The sequence below is a fragment of the Serratia ureilytica genome, from assembly GCF_017309605.1.
In the GTDB taxonomy this organism is placed as follows: Bacteria; Pseudomonadota; Gammaproteobacteria; order Enterobacterales; family Enterobacteriaceae; genus Serratia; species Serratia ureilytica.
Genome location: NZ_CP071320.1, coordinates 2,873,844 through 2,890,485, shown reverse-complemented (window position 1 = coordinate 2,890,485; position 16,642 = coordinate 2,873,844). Strand labels below are relative to the sequence as shown.

The following is a 16,642-nucleotide window of genomic DNA, read 5'->3' as shown; positions in this document are numbered from 1 at the left end:
ATTATCGTTCTCATTCAGAGTGCCGATGGAAGGCGCCAGCGCATTACCGATATCCCCGTATTGATTCAACACCGGGCCGCTGCCGTTCAGGCAATCCGCCAGTTGGGGCATCACCCCGATTGAATTGACGAATATGGAGATAAGGTTATGTCATCAAGCAATGCATCCGTTAAAGCCGAAGGCGTATTAGCCCTGCTGGGCGCTTATAAACCCGATGAAGACGACACCATTACCGTGCTTCATCCGTCGAAAACGTTCGAGAATGCCGGCCTGGAACTGGTGCGCGGCGATCGCAGTTGGCACGACAAGGGCGTGACCGAAAAGCCGGTCTCCCTGACCTACAGCTTCTGGGAAAAGGCGCCGGGCAATATGTCGAGCATGAGCATCAGCGGCTTCAGCAGCTTTAACGCGGAACAGCGCGAGCAGGCCAAACTGGCGCTGCAGTCATGGTCCGACGTGGCCAACATCACCTTCACCGAGACCAGCAACACCGCCGCCGCCAACATCAAATTCGGTCTGTTCGATTACAGCTCGCGCGGCTCCTATGCCTTTGCGTATAACCCGGATTCATCGCCTTCGGTCGCCGGTCAAACCTGGTATAACGCCAAGAACCACACCTTCGTCAACAACCAGATCCATGAAAACGAGTACGGCCGCCAGACCTTCACCCATGAGATCGGTCATGCGCTGGGGTTGCAGCACCCGGGCGACTATAACGCCGCGCCGGGCGTCAGCATCACCTACGCTAAAGACGCGACCTACTTCGAAGACAGCCGCGCCCACAGCCTGATGAGCTATTTCAGCGAAAGCAACACCGGGCAGGACTTTAAAGGCGCGTACTCTTCCGGGCCGTTGCTCAATGACATCACGGCGATCCAGCATTTCTACGGCGCCAACATGAACACCCGCACCGGCGACACGGTTTACGGTTTCAATTCCAACACCGATCGCGACTTCCTCACCGCCACCGGCGCGCAGGACAAGATAATCTTCACCGCCTGGGATGCCGGCGGCAACGACACCTTCGACTTCTCCGGCTTCGGCCAAAATCAGCGCATCAACCTGAATGAAAAGGCGTTCTCGGACGTCGGCGGCCTGAAAGGCAACGTGTCGATCGCGGCGGGCGTAACGATTGAAAACGCCATCGGCGGGTCGGGTAACGATGTGCTGGTCGGGAACGCCGCCGATAACGTGCTCAAGGGCGGCGCGGGCGATGATGTGTTGTACGGCGGCAAAGGGGCGGATCAGCTGTGGGGCGGCGCCGGCAAGGACACCTTCGTCTACTTCGCGGCGGATGAGTCGACGGCGGCGGCGCCGGATTGGATCCGCGACTTCGTGCGCGGCGAGGACAAGATCGATTTGACGCTGTTCAACACCGGCAGCGCCGACGGCATCCGCTTCGTCGATCAGTTCAGCGGCAAGGCGGGCGAGGCGAAGCTGAGCTACGATGCGCAAAATCACGTCAGCGATGTGGCGATCAACCTGGGCGGCGCCTTTGACGGCAACGATTTCCTGGTGAAAGTGGTGGGGCAGCCGCTGGATGCCGGCGATTTCGTGTTGGCGTAAGGCAGGCAACAAAAATAGGGCGTTTTGGGCAAAAACCCGACAATTCCTATTAATTACGTCATATTAGCGTGACATAGTAGCGCGCAGAAGGCCGGGCTTGCATACCTCGGGCTTCTGTCGGATCGCCAACCTTTTCGGTTGGCGATTCATTTTCCGCCTTTCAGCATGTTGATGGCGGCGCCGAGCAGGATACGCCGTTCGATGTCGTTGCTCTCGGCCAGCTGCCGCGCCAGATGTTTCTCCAGCGTTTCCACCGACAGCGCCTCGCCGCGATGGCGCAGCTGCATCACGCTGTCGCCGATCAGGCGCGCGACTTCATCCCATACGGGTTTAATCTCCTGTTCCGAGAACGTCATGGCCTACACCTCGGTGGGTTGATTTTCGCCCAATGTAGCAGTTGAACTGCGGCTTCGCTACCGACGGCCAAAAACAGGAAGCATAAAAAACAAGCCATCAGTATTTCTTCTGGTTTTTGCGCTCAATACTTGCGGTGTCGAAAAGCAGGAGAACACATCATGAACTGGGTCGAAACCTTCGCGGAGTACTACCGCCTCAGCCGCACGGGTGAAACGCAACATTGGCTGTGCCGTCGCTGGTTGCCACAGGGGGAAGCGCGTCTGGCCTATTTGCGCGAGTTACTGGAGCCGACCGCGGCGCCGCGGCGGTGAGCAGGGCGCCGGCGGTTGGCCGGCGTCGTTTTATGGGATTAACCGAACGCTATCGCCGCCCAACGCAACAGCAGCAACGCCAGGCAGATCAGCAGCAGCACCACCACCATTTTACTGAGCTTGTTGCCCATGCGTTTTGTCGCCACGTCGCCCTCTCTTAACTGAAATACCATCCGCCGGCGATGGCGATGAGCAACAGCGTCGCCAACGCGACGCTGTTGAGTAAATCGCTGAAGGTATCGTCAGCATCGAAATCGTCTTGCCGCATGTTGCCGCCTGGCGTTGCCATTGAGTGAATAATGTTCACAGTATGCGCCCGGTAGCGCTGAAGGCACAGCGAAGAACGGTAAAAACTCGTAAAGACGGCGCTGGCGTAACGCGCAGTCGTGCTTGTGACGGATGCAGACGGCCGCCAATACGTTGTACTATCCTGTCTGCATTGAGGCATTTTTCCAAAAGGTATAATCATGGCGACGGCAATTCCACAGAAATACGAGCACCTTGAGCGCTGGGCGTTCGGTGATACCGAACAGCAGGCCGATGAAGTGGTGCAATTGATTTTGAACGGCACCAAAACGGCGACCTGCTCCAACCTGGACGGCGAGGGCATCCCACAGGCCGGCGATCGGTTCCTGGTGGTGGACGGCAAGGGAGAGCCGGTCTGCGCGGTTGAGCTGACCGCGGTGGAAATGAAAACGTACGATCAGGTCGATGAAGCGCACGCCTTTGCCGAAGGCGAGGGCGATCGTTCGCTGGCGCATTGGCGCAAAGAGCTGCAGCGCTTCTTCGAAGAGTACGATCTGTTCTCGCCGGACATGACGCTGGTGCTGATGAATTTCAAAGTCGTCGACAAGTTCTAAACTGATGCGCGCCGTTCCCTACGAGTGCCAGTGGGCGAGCCCGGAGATGGCCGCCGATCTGATCGCCGGCCGCGCGACGCTGGCGCAAGACGAGAATTGGGCGCGCAGCGGCGCCCGCGATCGGGCGGAGTACGTCGAGTGGGCCAACCACGTGTGCGGCATGGCCTGCCTGAAAATGGTGCTGAGCCACCGCGACGGCGCAGCGCCGCCGCTGCTGGAACTGGCGCGCCGCAGCCTGCCTTATGGCGCCTATGTGCGTGAGAACGAGCGGATAAAAGGACTGATTTACGCGCCGTTCGTCGAGTATGTGCGCGAGCAGTTCGCGCTGCAGGCGGAGGTGAAGGTGGGGTTGGCGGCCGCCGATGTGCCGGCGCTGCTTCATGAATGCCGCTACTTTATCGCCTCGGTGCATCCCGCCATTCGCCGGCCCGAGAGCATACCGCCGCAGCGGGGCGGGCATCTGGTGTTGATCACCGCCGCCGATCCGCAAAGCGTGACCTTCCATAATCCTTCGGACGACAGCCCGGCGACGCGCGAGCGAGTACAGCTGTCACTCAACCGCTTCGCCCACTTCTTTGCCGGCCGCGGCATCGCCATCGCATAAAAAAACGCGCTGTTTCTGATGAAAGCAGCGCGTCGTCAGCCGACTGGATGCATTTTCATGCCACCCGCATCACCCAGGCGTCCGTGTGTCGATCGTAGTGTTGCTTGTACAGCAGCGACTGCTTGCCGTTGAGGATGGCCGGAATGCTGGTGTGTTCATCCCAGCCGTCGAGCTGCATGCACAGATCCGGATCGGACTTGCAGGGGATGCTCAGGGTGCCTGCACGGTCGGCGGTGGCGTGAAGATGCGCGTCATCGACCTCGAAGCTGCCAATTTTTACGACGGTTTTGCTCATGGGAACTCCTTGCTCAATGATGTGGTAGGAGGTTAGACCAGTCAGGTCATCGGTATGAGCATAGCCAAATGAGCAAAAAATGCCACATAAAAAATACATTCTGGCAACATTCGTGCCGGGCGGCTAGCGGCTGCGCTAGTAAGTCACGACATAGCTGACGTTATCCTGATAGGTGCCGACCGGCACTTCGGTCTGCGCCGGGTTGACGGCGGCGGTAAAGGGGATGCTTTGCGCCAGGCCTGTGCCGGTGCCGCTTTGCGCGTTGGTGCTGCTCCACACGGTACTGGTATTGGGCAAATAGATCTGATACTGCAGGAAGTTGCTGGTGCCGCTGATCATTCGCCGCCAGCCGGTGATCGGATTGTTGCCGTTGGTGAAATAGGAGCTGTAAGACTGGGATTTGGTGCAGGTCAGCGTGATGCTTTGGTTGATCGGATTGAATTGCCCCACTAAGGCCATGCTGCCGAAGTTGACGTTGTTGGCGGTGTTGATCAGGCAACTCTTGGTGATGACCGCGGTGACGGTCACGGTGCTGGGTTGATTGGTGCCGTCCCACCAGATGCAAAGCCCTATCAGGCCCAGGCCGCAGATATGGTAGTTCCACACCAGGTTGATGGTATCGGTATAGGTGCCGGCGCTGACGTTCGCGCCGACGACGGTTTTGATATACACCGGAAAGTTGACGTTGGAAGAGATCAGGATCAGCGACAGCAGATTCAGCGAGCTGTAATCGATGGTCTGGCCGACGCTATACGGGTACTGGTAGTTCGAATCCGGGTAGATCAAATAAGAAATTTTATCGCCTGAGCCGTTGCCGTTCAGCAGAGCCATGTTGTTGGTGGTGGAAGCGATCTTGACCGTGACGGTGTTTTGCGTCAGCAAATTGAGCCCGAGCCCGGTGCAGTTCAGCCCCGCAGTGCCTTGGGCGCTTATCTGGCCGTTGTAGACGGCGAAGGAGTTGCTGCTGGGCAGGGTAACCGTGCCGTTGGTGGTGGCGCAGTCCGCCAGCGCGCGTTGTCCACACATCAACAGCAGCGCCGCCAAAAAGATTTTCACTTGCCGAGACATCATTCTTCTTCTCCGTGTGTTACTGGCAGACGAGAGGGCCGACGCGTTGCAGCCCCTGCGGGTTGGCCAGGCTGAAACTGACCTGGCACGGCGGGCCGCCGTCGGCCGGGATTACGCTTAACCGGTTGTGTTGCTGCACCGGATCGATATAGGTCATGCCATCCCACCCGACGTAGCTTTGTTGATTGCCGCCGAGCACCGCCACCTGGCTGCCGTTGGCCAGCGGTTTGCCTTGCGCATCGACCAGCTCCACGTCGGCGGCGGACAGGCGCTGGACGGGGAATTCGACCAGGTAGCCGCTGTGATCGCGGATGGCGACGGTTTTTTCGACCGCCGGCAGGTTAACGTCCGCCGGTAAATTGAGCGGGTCGATTTGGAACTTGGCGTGGTAATACGAGGTGACGGTGGGCACCAGCAGATAACCTTTGTCGTTGGTGACGCCGATGCGCTGGTTCTCGTAGCTGACCGGAATGCCGGCGTAGCCGTCGGTCGATACCAGCGCGAAGGCATCGTTGATGGTGTTGGTGGCATAAACGCCGCCGTTCATCGCCACCAGAGAACCGCTGACTTCGCCCCAGCGGGTGTAGTCGTTACGGTTGCCATACAGCCCGGCGCGGGTTTCCAACAGCGAGGTGCGCCAGGTCACATCCGCCTGACGATAATCGCTGTTGCTGCCCTGGCCGCCGGCATAGGCCAGATTCCAACCGAAACCGCCGTCGGTCGGCGCGGCGCGGCTGTAAGCCACGCGTTCGCTCCAGCGGTTGCCGGCGTCGCGGGCGGTGCTGACGTTGGCGGTGCCCCAGGTATCGAACGGAATGCTGATCTGCAGCTGAGAGCTGTAACCGTCACCGCCAATATCGCGGTTTGCCGAGGCGTACAGGCTGATGTTGCGCCACAGCGTCAGGCTGTACGACAGGTTGACCAGGCGAGTGCGCTGGCCGATGGCGTCGCGCACGTCGAAATAACCGGCGCCCAGGCTGCCGAAGCGGCTCAGGCCGATGCTGCCGGTCAGCTGATCGGTGCGGCGGCTCAGCCGATAGCTGCTCTTATAGGTGGAAAGATCGCCAAAGTCCGCGCTGCGCAGCACCCGTTGAGCGTTGAGGCTGAAATACTGATTGCTGTAGGTGTAGCTCAGGCTGGTTTGATCGCCGTGGCGGCCGGCGTACTGATAGACCGGACCGGCATCCGGTTGCTGCACCGGTTGGCCGGTGACCGGATCGTAATACCGCGGCGTGACCGGAGGGGCGTTGAAAGCGTCGCGGCCCGCCTGGCTGTAGCTGTAGGAGGCGTTGAGCACCCCTAACTGCCCGATGCGCATGCCGGCGCCGGCGCCGGTGACCGCCAACTCCGCCGCACCTTCCGCCCGCCCTTCGATCGTGAGCCAGTCCGTGACGCCGTAACGCCCGCTGCCGCTGGCCACCCACTGGCCGTAGTCCGCGGATCGGTAACCGTAGTTTTGGCGCAGCGCGCCTGCCGACAGGCTGAAATCGCTCAACCCGGCCTGCAGCAGCGAACTGGCGACATAGAACGGCACCGTCGTGCTGATCTGGCGGCCGAGCGCATCGGTCGTCACCACCGTCGCCTGACCGGCGCCGTTGATGTAGGGCACGGTATTCAGGGTGAACGGGCCGGGATTCACGTTGGCGGAGGTGTTTTTATAGCTGTTGATGTACAGATCGACGCTGCTCGGCACGGCGGCCTGGCCGGAGAACTGCGGCAGCGGGTAGGTAATGAGATCCGGCCGCGTGGCGAAATTACGCGCTACCTGCAGACCGCCGACGCGCACCGAACTGGTCCAGGGCAGCGAGCCGGTCGTGAGATCGCCGGCGGTGTAGCTGAGCATGGTGTCGTCGTCGCTGTAGCGCCAACTGCTGTCGTAGCGGATATAGCGATTGTTCTGCTGCGCGGCGGTCTCGCCGTTGAAGCTGCTGCGGAAAATGCCGGTGTTGGCGATAACGCCGAAGCCGTCGAACAGGCGCTGTTCGCTCCAGGCGGAAAAATAGCCCGGATTGCCGCGCCCGCCGCTTTGGCTGACGTAGGCGTCGTAATTCAGCAAGAAGCCCAGGCTGCTTTGCGCCGGCAGCCGCTGCTCCGGGTTGGCGTCACCGAGGGTTTGCCTGGGGAGCCAATCGTTGGGCACCGAGATCAGCAACTGCTGCGTTTCGCCGCTGTAGGTGACGTCGACCTTATCCAGTTGATCGACGGCGATCTCTTTCACCTGTTTGTCCGTCACCGGCAGGCCGGCATCGATCAGCTGCTGAGGCGTTAAATAGTAATGGCCGCCGCGGTAGGCGACCGGCACGACTTTGCCGGTCGGGCGGCCGTTCACCACCGGCTCCAGATACAGCGTGGTATCCGGCATGCTGACGGCGCGGGGCGGCGGTGGCAAATCGTCGGCGGCGGCAGGCGGCGGGCACAGTTCTACCGCCATACAGAGTACGGCCAGGGCCAGCGGCTTGAGCTGCATGCCGCGTGAGGGCGATGGCGACATCCGCATCACCTGCGCCTCGGGCTCAGTAAGACGGGAGGGTTACGGGCTGTTTATTGTCGTTGACCATCGCCTGCAGCTTGCCGGCGGCAAAACTGCCCGACGGCGGCAGGGCGAAACGCATTTGCGAACCCGGCAGCACATAGCCCAGCAGCCCGTTGTTGAGCGGCTTGCCCTGAATGCTGACCTGCGACAGGCGAGCATGCACGATGCCGTCATTGCGCACGTCGAGCCAGCGCTGGCTGTTTTGTTGCAGCAGCCGGTAGCTGAGCTTCGGCTGGTTGGCGGTGGCGTAGTCGCGCGGGTGTTCGAAGTCTTGCTTGGTCCAGACGCCTTTGCCGCTGACGAACAGCGGCACCGAATAACGCATCTGGAATTTCAGCCCCATCTGCGCGCCTTTGTCGGGCGCTGCGCCATCTTTATCTTTGATCGGCACTTCATCGACCAGGATGCGGTAAGCCCGCTCTTGTCCGGCGGCGGCCGGCGTCTGCTTGATCAGGCGAATCAGTTGGCGTTTGCCGGGGAGAATGGTGGCGACCGGCGGGCTGGCGAGCACCTCGCTCTGGTTGCGGTAATCGTCCTTACCGCCGGTTTGTTGCCAGCCCAGCACGCGAATTTGCATGTAAACCGGCTTGCTGTCGCGGTTTTCCAGCCACAGGGCCGTCGCCTGCTGGTTGTCTTCAATAACCGGATCGATGGGCCAAATCAGAATGGAGGCGGCGGCGAAGGCCTGCGGCTGGCCGGCTAACAACAATCCTGCCAGCAGAGGCAGGCGAAGCAGAGTAGTACGCATAATGTGATCCTTTTAAAAGCTCAATAACTCACCGTCACTAAGACCGTATCGTTGTAGGTGCCGCTGGTGGGCAAGGTGCTGCTCGCCATTAAACTGGCGTAGATTTTTATTTCCTGCGTACTGCCGGTGGAGGAGACGGTTTGGGCGGCGCCGCCGTTGCCGCCGTCTCCCCACAAAACGGCGTAGTTGGCATCCTGGTAGAGCTGGTAAATCAGCGTTTCCGAGGTGACCGAGTTCAACAGCTTGCGCCCGCCGGCGATGGAGCCGGTCACGTTATTGCCGACGTTCAATCCCAGGGTGACGCTGAGCCCGGGGTTGCAGCGGATAAGGATTGAGCCGGCGCCGGCGCTCGAGACAATTTTTATCGGGCTGCTTAAAGACGCCACCTGGCCGAAGCTCATGCTGCCGAACGAGGTAACGTTGGTGACGCCGCTGCCGAGCACGCAGCCTTTGATGATCGAAGCATTGACCGTGAAGCCCTGGCTGACGGTATCGGCATGTGCCGCCGGAGCGCCAAACAGCGCCGTCAGCAGCAGGGTGCGCAGCGTTCCGTTAATCACCAATTTATCGTCACCTGTACCGTGTCCGTATAAGTGCCCGTCGCCGGCGTCGCCTGCACCGGAATCATGCCGTACACCGGCAGCCAGACGCTTTGACCGGTGGCGGTCTGCGTCACGCCGGTGACGTTATCCCAGACGGTGGCGTAGCTGGCGCTGGTATACAGGTTGTAGTTCACGCGGGCGCCCGCCGCGCTTTGCAGATAGCGCGAAGCGGTATTGCCGCTCTGTCCGCCGCTGAGCAGCACCGTGTAACTGGTGCCGTTGTTGCAGTTGATCTGCAGTGCGCCGGCGTTCGCCTGGCCGGTCACTTTTATCGCCGTATTAAGGAAGTAAACCGTGCCGAAGTTAAAGGTGCCGAACGTGGTGTTGCCGCCGCTGGTGGTGCCTGCGACACAGGATTTGACCAAGGTGGCGCTGACGCCGACCGTCGCAGTGCTGACGTCGGCGCGGCAAGCGCCTGCCAACGACAGCAGCATGCAGGTGACGGCCAGGCGCGTCATGCTTACCAGGTGACGGTCATGGTGACGGTATCGCTGTACGCGCCTGCCGCCGGGGTGGTGCCCGCGGCGGGCACCAGACCATAGACGATCAACGGGACCGCCGAGCCGGTGCCGGTGCCGGTCAGCACACCGGTGGTGCTGTTCCACGGCACGGCGTGGGCGCTGTCCTGGTAGAGGTTATAGCTGATGTAAGCGGGCACGCTGCTGGCCATGCGCCGCTGGCTGCCGGAGGCGTTGAGGCCGTTGTCCAGCGCCACGGTGTAGTTGGTGCCGGTGGTGCAGTTCAGCCCCAGGGTACCGGTGCCGCCGCTGCCGGTGGCGCTGGCGGTGATGACGTTAGCCAGCGACGAGTAGGTGCCGAAGCTGATGGAGCCGAAGTTGTTGGTGGTGCCGGAGCTGTTGCCGCCGGTAACGACGCAGCCGGCGCCGATGGTTAAAGTGACGCCCAGCGTGCCCTGAATGGTGCCTGCCGCAAAGGCGGCGCCAGAGGTGCACAGCAGGGCCGCTGCCGAGGTTAATGCCGCCAGAGTCTTTTTCATCATGGTTCCTTGCCGTAGTAGAGAAGCCTGCCAAAAAGCCCGAAAAATGAGTCAAATGCATTAATCTATTTACAGATTAATTAATAGAATAAGAACGGGAGAATGTCTTGCCTAAAGATTAAAAAATTTATTTATTTTTAAGCGAGATCGCAGGTTGCGTGCAGCGTAAACACATCAGGGGAATCGTGTTTGAGATAACGAGAGGGTGGATGGGAATATTATTATATTAATGAATAACGGAGCGCCGTGGTGGCGCCCCGTGTCGGCAGGCATCACCAGGTTACGGTCATGGTGACGGTATCGTTGTACACGCCGGCGGCCGGGGTGGTGCCCGCAGCGGGCACCAGACCGTAGACGATCAGCGGGACCGCCGAGCCGGTGCCGGTGCCGGTCAGCACGCCGGTAGTGCTGTTCCACGGCACGGCGTGGGCGCTGTCCTGGTAGAGGTTATAGCTGATGTAGGCGGGCACGCCGCTGGCCATGCGCCGCTGGCTGCCGGAGGCGTTGAGGCCGTTGTCCAGCGCCACGGTGTAGTTGGTGCCGGTGGTGCAGTTCAGCCCCAAGGTGCCGGTGCCGCCGCTGCCGGTGGCGCTGGCGGTGATGACGTTAGCCAGCGACGAGTAGGTGCCGAAACTGATGGAACCAAAGTCGTTGGTGGTGCCGGAACTGTTGCCGCCGGTGACCACGCACCCGGCGCCGATGGTCATTGTCACGCCCAGCGTGCCCTGAATGGTGCCCGCTGCGTTGGCTGCGCCACTGATGCACAGCAGAGGTGTTAACGAGAGCAAAACCAGCAGAGTTTTTTTCATCATGATTCCTTGCCATGTCAGAGAAAGTCCGCAAAAACGCCACCCAGAGCTGAGTTGCACGCATTTATTTACTTACATTTAAATTAATAGGATAAGAACGTGAAATTGTCTTTATCAAAGGTCAAAACTTTTTAATTGGCACAGGGCAAGCGTGCGTGGGTGAAATAACGTGATGGTGAAATGATTAGAATAATAACGAATGACGATGGGAATATTATTATCTTTATTTATCGCCGGGGAAAGCGGCTCCCCGGCGCCAGGGCGATTACAGGTGAAAATCCAGCGCGCCGTCGCGCACCAGCTCGCGCGGCAGGTTGTTCTTGATGCGGCTGCCGATGCGTTTGGCGATGCCCAGCGGTTGCCCCTGATAGGTGACGATGCACTCGTCGCCCGCCGGCGGCTGCTCAGGGTAGAGATCGCGGCCGTGATACCACTCCTGGGCCAGCGCGGCGTCCAGCTCGAAATGCTGTTTGCCGTCGGCGCCCGCGAGAGCGATCGCCGCTTCGTGCTGCCAACGGAAACCTTTCGGGAAGCGCTCCGCCAGCTTGAGGCCGATACGCGAGAAGCGCACTTTGCCGAACAGCGGCTCCAGCTCGGCCGGGAAGAGCCAGATTTCCTTGTCGCGCTCCCACAGCCGGCTGTCATCGCCCCAGGTTAAGCCGGATGCCGCGGCGGCTTGGGCGACCAGCGCCGCCTCTTTGCCGGACAGCGGGCTGAATGGGAATTTACCGACTTTATAGGTCGGCTTTGCTAACGGCGCCACGGCGTGTTTTTTACGCAGGCGGGCGACGAAAAACCCTTCGCTGTCGTAAATCTGCGGGAAGACGTGCAGGAAGCCCTCGGCGGTCAACGCCTTGTCGGCGCCGGGGAACAGCTCACCCAGCGGCTCGACGCTGACCGCGTCGCCATAGGTGTCCAGCAGCCAGCGCACCACCTGCTGATTTTCCTGCGCATTGAGGGTGCAGGTGGAATAAACCATCACGCCGCCCGGCGCCAGCGCATGAAACGCGCTGTCGATCAGCTCGCGCTGGGTGGCGGCGATCTCGGCGACGCTTTCCGGCGACCAGTTGCTCATGGCGTCCGGATCTTTGCGCACTACGCCTTCGCCGGAGCAGGGGGCGTCGAGCAGAATGGCGTCAAAACTCTCCGGCAGCGCGGCGCCGAACACCCGGCCATCGAAGTGGGTCAGCGCCGTATTCTTCACGCCGCAGCGGCTGATATTGGCGTGCAGCACTTTCACCCGGCTGGCGGAGTATTCGTTGGCGACGATGCCGCCCTGATTATCCATCAACGCGGCGATCTGGGTGGTTTTGGAGCCCGGCGCCGCCGCCACGTCCAGCACTCGAGTAGGCGCCGCGTCGCCCGAGAACAGCGCGCTGACCGGCAGCATCGAGCTGGCCTCCTGAATATAGAACAGACCGCTCAGGTGTTCGGCGGCGCTGCCCAATCGCAGCTCTTCATCGTCGCGCTCGATCCAGAAACCTTCCGCGCACCAGGGAATGGGTTCCAATCGCCAGTCGTACTCCCGCACCAGCGCCAGGAAGTCGGCGACGCCGATCTTCAGCGTGTTGACGCGCAGGCTACGGCGCAGCGGGCGCTGGCAAGCGGCGATAAAATCGTCCATCGCCAGCTCGGCGGGCATGATGGCGCGGGTGGCGTCGAGGAAAGCGGGGGGCAGAAAAACGGCGGTGGATTTGGCCACGGGGCGAACTCTCAGGGTGCAATAAAGACAAGGGCGAGAGTTTATCATAAAGCGGAAAAAAACAGGGCCCGGCATTGCCGGGCCCTGAGGAAAACGCGAAAGTTAATCGCGCGGAATGGCGGTGCCCCAGGTTTTCCAGTCCTTCGGCTCTTCCGGATTCAGCAGGAAGTGCTTGTTCGGTGTCGCTTTCGGCGCCAGCGGAATGGTTGGCGGCGTGGCGAAGGCGATGCCGCCGCGGATGAATTGCTGGAAGGTGCCACTCTTGATTACGCCGCCGGTCAGGCCGAACTGCAGGTTGTAACCCGACGCCAGCCAGAACACGCTGTTGTTGCGCACCAGATGCTGGTACTTCTTGCTGATGCGCAGCGCGACGTGCACCCGATCGGACATGGCGCCGAGGTAGAAGCCGGTGATGGTGCCGACCTCCACGCCGCGGAACAGCACCGGCGTGCCGATCTGCAGCGAGCCGGTTTCGGCCGCGTCGAGCACGACGCTCAGGCCGTCCAGATAGCGCGAGTCGGTGATGCTGGCCTGCTGCAGTTCGAAGGTGCGCAGCTCGCGCCCGCGGCCCGGCTCCACGTTGATATAAGGCTGGAGCAGGGTATCGAGGTTGCTGACGCCGGCGGCGGAGATCTCCGGCGACACGATCGAGAAGCGGCTGCCGAGGCGCGCGAAGGTCTGCACGTATTCCGGATACAGCACCGCTTTGGCCAACACTTCGTTGCGCTCCGGCGCCAGCTGCAGCGACTCCACCTGGCCGACGTCGATGCCGAGGTAACGCAGCGGCATGCCCGCCGACAGCTTGCTGGCGTCATAGGTTTTCAGCGTGATTTGGCTGCCCACCGCGCGGGCGGCGGTTTCGCTGGCGTACAGTACGCGGTTGGCGCCTTTGTTCAGCGTCACGCCCTGCAGGTTGTCGAAGCTGATGGCGCCTTTCAGCGCGCGGTTGAGCGGCGAAGCCTGCACCGTCAGGCCGCTGCCGTTGAGCTGCACCTTGGCGCCGCCTTCGGCCCAGAAGATGCTTTCACGGGTCAGCAACTTACGGTATTCCGGGCTGATGTAGACATCCACCTCAAACTCGTTGGCCTTCGGCCGAACGTTAACGATCTCGCCCACCTGGAATTTACGATACAGCACCACTGAGCCGGCCTGCACGTCCGGCAGGCTGGTGGCGCTGAGGGTCAGGGTGGTGGAAGGGGCGTTGCCGACGATGCCTTCCTCGGCTTTTTCGCTGTTGGCGTACAGCGGATACTGGCCGCCAGGCTCCCCTTTGCTGCCGGGGATAATGCGCACGCCGCCGTCTACCCACTCCTGCGCGCTGGCGCCGAGCACTTCCATGCCGTCTATTCCCAGCTTGACGTCGAGGCGGCTGTTGACCACGAATTTGCTGTCTTTGTGCAGCAGGCCGCGATATTGCGCATCAACGGCGGCGGTGAACACCACGCCGCCGGCGGTCAAGGTGCGGCTCAGGATTTGGCCGACTTTCACGCCGTGCACCACCAGCGGTTGCCCGACGTCGATGCCGTAGCTTTGCGGCGCCGTCAGCGTGACGGTCAACACGCCCGGCTGTTGCAACAGCGTTTCGCTGCTGTCCAGCACGTTGAAACGCTGCTGCGGTTCGCCTTCACCCGGCACCAGTTCCAGCGTGGTGCCGGTCAGCAGTTGGCTGAGCTTGGCGTCGTTGAGGCTGATGCGCGGGCTGCGCATCACGATGCGGGTGCCGCTGCGCATCAGATCGACCACCGAAGGATCGATGGTCAGTTCACCGATGACTTTGCTGTCCTGTTGCAACGTCAGCTTGGTCAGGGTGCCGACCTGCAGCCCCTGGTACATCAGCGGCGTGCGGTTTTCACTCAAATTGTTGCCGCTCGGCAGATCCAGCAGAATATTGACGCCGCGCTGGCTGTGGGCCAGGTCCGGGTAAAGGGTATAGTTCTGATCGCCCTTGGCCTGCTGGCCATCGGCCGGCGAATCGAAGGCGATGGCGCCGTTGACCAGCGCCGCCAGGCTCTCCATCTGCACCGTGGCGCCGGACAGGCTGAAATCGCCCTTGAAGCCGGAGACATTCCAGAAGCGGCTGTTGCTCTTCACCAGGTTGGCGAAGCGGCGGTCGATCAGCACGTCGATGGTTACGCCCTTGTTGCCTTCGCTGATGGTGTAGTCATACACCTTGCCGACCGGGATTTTACGGTAATAGACCAGCGAGCCGCTGTTGAGCGAACCCAGATCGTCGGCATGCAGGTGAATCATCAGCTCGCCGGTGTTCAGGCGGTACTTCGGCTGGGTATCGAGCGCGGTGAAGTGGGTTTGCTCCTTGCCGCTGCCGGGCATCATGCCGATATAGTTGCCGCCGACCAGCGCATCGAGCCCGGAAACCCCGGCCAGCGAGGCCTTGGGCGTCACCAGCCAGAACTGGGTGCCTTCGCGCAGCGAGTCTTCCAGATCGCTTTTGATGCTGGCTTCCACCACGATGCTGCGCAGATCTTTGCTCAGGCTGATTTTTTGCACCGTGCCGACCTCAACGCCCTGGTAGCGCACCGGCGTGCGGCCGGCGACGATGCCCGCCGCCGATTGGAAATCGATGGTGACGGTGGTGCCGCGCTCCTGGAAATTGTTATAGACCAGCCACCCGGCGATCAGCAGGGCGATGAACGGCAGTAACCAGAACGGTGAAATGCGGCGTTTGTTCTTGACCCGCGCTTCAGTCGGTGTAGTCGGCGTTTCCTGTTGCATGTGCATCCCAAATCAATCGGCTATCCAGCCACTCAACGGCAAGAATAGTCAAAATGACCGCCGAGCCAAAGTAAAACGCGGCCGGTCCCATAGTAAAAGATAACAGTTGATCGCGATTTACCAGCGACATCATCAAGGCGATAACGAACAGATCGAGCATCGACCAACGGCCGATCCAGGTGACCAGGCGCAGCAGACGAATGCGCGTCTTCAGGCTGTGCGAGGTTTTGAAGTGGATGCTCAGTAACAGCACGATCAGCACGATCACCTTGGTGAAGGGCACCAGCACGCTGGCGATGAACACGATGGCGGCGATCGGCACGTTGCCGGAGGTGGCCAATGAGACCACGCCGGAGAAAATGGTGTCTTCCAGCCGCGTGCCGTTGGCGTAAATGATGGAAATCGGCAGCAGGTTGGCCGGTATCAGCAGGATCATCGCCGCGATCAGCGCCGCCCAGGTTTTCTGCAGGCTGTAGGGCTGGCGATGGCACATCGGCACATGGCAACGCGGGCAGCGGCCGCGCGCGTCGGGATAGCCGGTATAGTGGCAGGACAGACAAATGTGCAGCGCCGTCGGCGGGCCTTCCGGCTGTTCCTGCGGATAGTAGCGCTCCCACAGCTGCTCCAGATTGACGTGTATCAGCGTCAGGATGCTTAGCACCGTGAGCGAAAGGTAAGCGATCAGCGCGCTGCCGGGCTGGATGTCGGCGTAATCCTGCACTTTGATCGCCGCCACCGCCATGCCGATCAGATAAATGTCCAGCATCACCCACTCTTTGAGCCGCTCCAGCATCAGCAGCACCGGGCGCAGGTTCATGCCGAGCGCATGGCCGAAACGCAGGTACAGCAGCGACAGCACCAGCGTCAGCGGGGCGCCGATGGTGCAAAACGCCACCATGCTGGCGGTGAGCGGATCGCCCTGGCGGCTCATCTGCCAGATGCCCTCCAGCAAACTGGCGTCGATGCGCGTGCCGAGCAGACGAATGCTGATCAGCGGTTCGGTGAAGGCGAACGGCATCAGCAGCAGCATGGCGATCGCCATGGCGGTCAGGCGCGTCATCGACCAGTCGCGGCCGCTCACCACCTTGGCGTTACAGCGCGGACAATAAGCGGCCTGATTGCCGCTGAGCGGCGGCAGCACAAACAGCAGGTCGCACTCGCAGCAGCGTTGGTGGCGCGCTTTGGAAAGGGGGGCGGTGATCGCGTGTATTTTCATTTTTGACAAGTAGCTGCCCTTGAGCCCGCCGGAACTGTCAGCGTAGCTGAAAAATAAACCGGCCGCGTCACCGGCGATCGGGCGCCGGACGGTAAAACGAGGTAAACCGGGATTCTGAGCGGCAAACATACCCCGAGCGACGGGGTTTTGTGAAGCAACAGATGATTAACCTTGTGGCTATACGCATTTAATGCTTATTTTATAGGGCCTAAGCTTTGGGCTTCTGGCCATCTTCACTGTT

At 61.0% G+C, this 16,642-nt stretch carries 17 protein-coding genes; 4 read left to right on the top strand and 13 right to left on the bottom strand.

What is annotated here, in order from left to right; all coding sequences use genetic code 11:
• Positions 1-147 precede the first annotated feature (147 nt).
• Positions 148-1,566: a serralysin family metalloprotease gene (locus J0X03_RS13450; protein WP_046686934.1), complete on the top strand. Its 1,419-nt coding sequence runs from the start codon at positions 148-150 to the stop codon at positions 1,564-1,566.
• A gap of 146 nt (positions 1,567-1,712) precedes the next feature.
• On the opposite strand, the gene J0X03_RS13445 is transcribed toward J0X03_RS13450, so the two are convergent.
• Positions 1,713-1,922, bottom strand: a complete 210-nt coding sequence (locus J0X03_RS13445; RefSeq protein WP_033642834.1) for a hypothetical protein — start codon at positions 1,920-1,922, stop codon at positions 1,713-1,715.
• A 159-nt stretch (positions 1,923-2,081) separates the two neighbouring features.
• On the opposite strand from J0X03_RS13445, the gene J0X03_RS13440 reads away from it, so the two are divergent.
• Positions 2,082-2,234, top strand: coding sequence for a hypothetical protein (locus J0X03_RS13440; RefSeq protein ID WP_162997461.1), 153 nt, complete (start codon positions 2,082-2,084; stop codon positions 2,232-2,234).
• A gap of 38 nt (positions 2,235-2,272) precedes the next feature.
• Here J0X03_RS13440 and yniD read toward each other — a convergent pair whose 3' ends face one another.
• Positions 2,273-2,365 (bottom strand): small membrane protein YniD, encoded by a 93-nt coding sequence (yniD, locus tag J0X03_RS24205; protein ID WP_016928013.1) that lies wholly within the window; start codon positions 2,363-2,365, stop codon positions 2,273-2,275.
• Positions 2,366-2,701: 336 nt separating this feature from the next.
• Here yniD and J0X03_RS13435 point away from each other — a divergent pair, with 336 nt between their 5' ends.
• Positions 2,702-3,094 (top strand): ASCH domain-containing protein, encoded by a 393-nt coding sequence (locus tag J0X03_RS13435; protein WP_033638276.1) that lies wholly within the window; start codon positions 2,702-2,704, stop codon positions 3,092-3,094.
• 4 nt (positions 3,095-3,098) lie between these two features.
• Positions 3,099-3,698 carry a C39 family peptidase gene (locus J0X03_RS13430; protein ID WP_160204205.1) on the top strand — a complete coding sequence of 200 codons (600 nt, stop codon included), beginning with the start codon at positions 3,099-3,101 and terminating at the stop codon, positions 3,696-3,698.
• Between the two features lie 55 nt (positions 3,699-3,753).
• Here J0X03_RS13430 and J0X03_RS13425 read toward each other — a convergent pair whose 3' ends face one another.
• The 11 genes from J0X03_RS13425 to yebS all read right to left on the bottom strand — a co-directional run bounded on the left by J0X03_RS13425 (position 3,754) and on the right by yebS (position 16,401).
• Entirely contained in the window at positions 3,754-3,993 is a 240-nt protein-coding gene (locus J0X03_RS13425; RefSeq protein WP_033642836.1) for a YebV family protein, read from the bottom strand.
• A gap of 135 nt (positions 3,994-4,128) precedes the next feature.
• A complete protein-coding gene (locus J0X03_RS13420; protein ID WP_169539546.1) occupies positions 4,129-5,064 on the bottom strand; it encodes a Csu type fimbrial protein in 936 nt (311 codons plus the stop codon).
• Between the two features lie 16 nt (positions 5,065-5,080).
• Complete coding sequence (locus J0X03_RS13415; RefSeq protein ID WP_408987887.1) at positions 5,081-7,552, bottom strand: fimbria/pilus outer membrane usher protein; 2,472 nt, start codon at positions 7,550-7,552, stop codon at positions 5,081-5,083.
• A 22-nt stretch (positions 7,553-7,574) separates the two neighbouring features.
• Positions 7,575-8,342, bottom strand: coding sequence for a fimbrial biogenesis chaperone (locus tag J0X03_RS13410; RefSeq protein ID WP_046686936.1), 768 nt, complete (start codon positions 8,340-8,342; stop codon positions 7,575-7,577).
• A gap of 20 nt (positions 8,343-8,362) precedes the next feature.
• On the bottom strand, positions 8,363-8,905 hold the full coding sequence (locus J0X03_RS13405) for a Csu type fimbrial protein (RefSeq protein WP_033642838.1): 543 nt from the start codon (positions 8,903-8,905) through the stop codon (positions 8,363-8,365).
• Positions 8,899-9,402 carry a Csu type fimbrial protein gene (locus J0X03_RS13400; protein ID WP_033642839.1) on the bottom strand — a complete coding sequence of 168 codons (504 nt, stop codon included), beginning with the start codon at positions 9,400-9,402 and terminating at the stop codon, positions 8,899-8,901. The genes J0X03_RS13405 and J0X03_RS13400 overlap by 7 nt, the downstream gene beginning before the upstream one ends.
• Positions 9,403-9,404: 2 nt before the next feature.
• Positions 9,405-9,941 carry a Csu type fimbrial protein gene (locus J0X03_RS13395; protein WP_046686938.1) on the bottom strand — a complete coding sequence of 179 codons (537 nt, stop codon included), beginning with the start codon at positions 9,939-9,941 and terminating at the stop codon, positions 9,405-9,407.
• A 272-nt stretch (positions 9,942-10,213) separates the two neighbouring features.
• Complete coding sequence (locus tag J0X03_RS13390; RefSeq protein WP_033642841.1) at positions 10,214-10,750, bottom strand: Csu type fimbrial protein; 537 nt, start codon at positions 10,748-10,750, stop codon at positions 10,214-10,216.
• A 265-nt stretch (positions 10,751-11,015) separates the two neighbouring features.
• Positions 11,016-12,452, bottom strand: a complete 1,437-nt coding sequence (gene rsmF / locus J0X03_RS13385; protein WP_139120317.1) for a 16S rRNA (cytosine(1407)-C(5))-methyltransferase RsmF — start codon at positions 12,450-12,452, stop codon at positions 11,016-11,018.
• A 102-nt stretch (positions 12,453-12,554) separates the two neighbouring features.
• Positions 12,555-15,185 (bottom strand): PqiB family protein, encoded by a 2,631-nt coding sequence (locus J0X03_RS13380; protein WP_033644262.1) that lies wholly within the window; start codon positions 15,183-15,185, stop codon positions 12,555-12,557.
• Positions 15,154-16,401 carry a membrane integrity lipid transport subunit YebS gene (gene yebS / locus J0X03_RS13375; protein ID WP_033644263.1) on the bottom strand — a complete coding sequence of 416 codons (1,248 nt, stop codon included), beginning with the start codon at positions 16,399-16,401 and terminating at the stop codon, positions 15,154-15,156. Before yebS ends, J0X03_RS13380 begins: the two co-directional genes overlap by 32 nt.
• Between the last annotated feature and the right edge of the window lie 241 nt (positions 16,402-16,642).

Bases quoted from the DNA above. Each gene is read 5' to 3' on its own strand.
- J0X03_RS13420 (WP_169539546.1), bottom strand. From the start codon at position 5,064: ATGATGTCTCGGCAAGTGAAAATCTTTTTGGCGGCGCTGCTGTTGATG.
- J0X03_RS13430 (WP_160204205.1), top strand. From the start codon at position 3,099: ATGCGCGCCGTTCCCTACGAGTGCCAGTGGGCGAGCCCGGAGATGGCC.
- J0X03_RS13440 (WP_162997461.1), top strand. From the start codon at position 2,082: ATGAACTGGGTCGAAACCTTCGCGGAGTACTACCGCCTCAGCCGCACG.
- J0X03_RS13435 (WP_033638276.1), top strand. From the start codon at position 2,702: ATGGCGACGGCAATTCCACAGAAATACGAGCACCTTGAGCGCTGGGCG.
- J0X03_RS13450 (WP_046686934.1), top strand. From the start codon at position 148: ATGTCATCAAGCAATGCATCCGTTAAAGCCGAAGGCGTATTAGCCCTG.
- yebS (WP_033644263.1), bottom strand. From the start codon at position 16,401: ATGAAAATACACGCGATCACCGCCCCCCTTTCCAAAGCGCGCCACCAA.
- J0X03_RS13445 (WP_033642834.1), bottom strand. From the start codon at position 1,922: ATGACGTTCTCGGAACAGGAGATTAAACCCGTATGGGATGAAGTCGCG.
- yniD (WP_016928013.1), bottom strand. From the start codon at position 2,365: ATGGGCAACAAGCTCAGTAAAATGGTGGTGGTGCTGCTGCTGATCTGC.
- J0X03_RS13390 (WP_033642841.1), bottom strand. From the start codon at position 10,750: ATGAAAAAAACTCTGCTGGTTTTGCTCTCGTTAACACCTCTGCTGTGC.
- J0X03_RS13415 (WP_408987887.1), bottom strand. From the start codon at position 7,552: ATGTCGCCATCGCCCTCACGCGGCATGCAGCTCAAGCCGCTGGCCCTG.
- J0X03_RS13410 (WP_046686936.1), bottom strand. From the start codon at position 8,342: ATGCGTACTACTCTGCTTCGCCTGCCTCTGCTGGCAGGATTGTTGTTA.
- J0X03_RS13425 (WP_033642836.1), bottom strand. From the start codon at position 3,993: ATGAGCAAAACCGTCGTAAAAATTGGCAGCTTCGAGGTCGATGACGCG.
- J0X03_RS13400 (WP_033642839.1), bottom strand. From the start codon at position 9,402: ATGACGCGCCTGGCCGTCACCTGCATGCTGCTGTCGTTGGCAGGCGCT.
- J0X03_RS13395 (WP_046686938.1), bottom strand. From the start codon at position 9,941: ATGAAAAAGACTCTGGCGGCATTAACCTCGGCAGCGGCCCTGCTGTGC.
- J0X03_RS13380 (WP_033644262.1), bottom strand. From the start codon at position 15,185: ATGCAACAGGAAACGCCGACTACACCGACTGAAGCGCGGGTCAAGAAC.